Genomic DNA, 484 nt, shown 5'->3' with positions numbered 1-484 from the left:
GCCGACGGCGGCATGGCCGCCGCCCTCGGCGAGGGCGACCGGATCCGGCTGGCGCGCGCGGGCATGGCGCCGCTGGACCCCGAGCGCGGCCTGGCGGCGCTGGACGAGGCGCTGGCCCCGGGCGCCGCCGCCCACGTGGTCGCGGTGGAGTGGGACCTGGCGGCCCTGCGCGGCCCGGACGCCGAGGTTCCGGCGCTGCTGCGGTCGCTGGTGGGCCCGGTGCGCGCCCGGCGCGCGGCGGCCTCCGCCCCCGAGGCCGCCGGCACCGGCTCCCTCGCCCAGCGGCTCGCCCCGCTGCCGCCCGCCGAGCAGGAGAAGGCGCTGGTCGAGCTGGTGCAGACCCAGGTGGCCGCCGTGCTGAACTACGGGAGCGGCCAGGCGCCGGACGTGGCCCGGGGCTTCAAGGACCTGGGCCTGGACTCGCTGACCTCGGTGGAGCTGCGCAACCGCCTCAACAAGGCCACCGGCCTGCGGCTGCCCGCCA

Annotated in this window: 1 protein-coding gene; it reads left to right on the top strand. The window is 80.2% G+C overall.

Annotation, left to right across the window (positions count from 1 at the left end):
- Positions 1-484 (top strand): beta-ketoacyl reductase (locus RKE29_RS30395; protein ID WP_312008913.1); only part of this gene is annotated, 484 nt, incomplete at both ends.

Source organism: Streptomyces sp. B1866 (assembly GCF_031932565.1).
GTDB lineage: Bacteria > Actinomycetota > Actinomycetes > Streptomycetales > Streptomycetaceae > Streptomyces.
The sequence above is the reverse complement of the archived record's forward strand: the minus strand, read 5'-3'. Positions and strand labels throughout refer to the sequence as shown.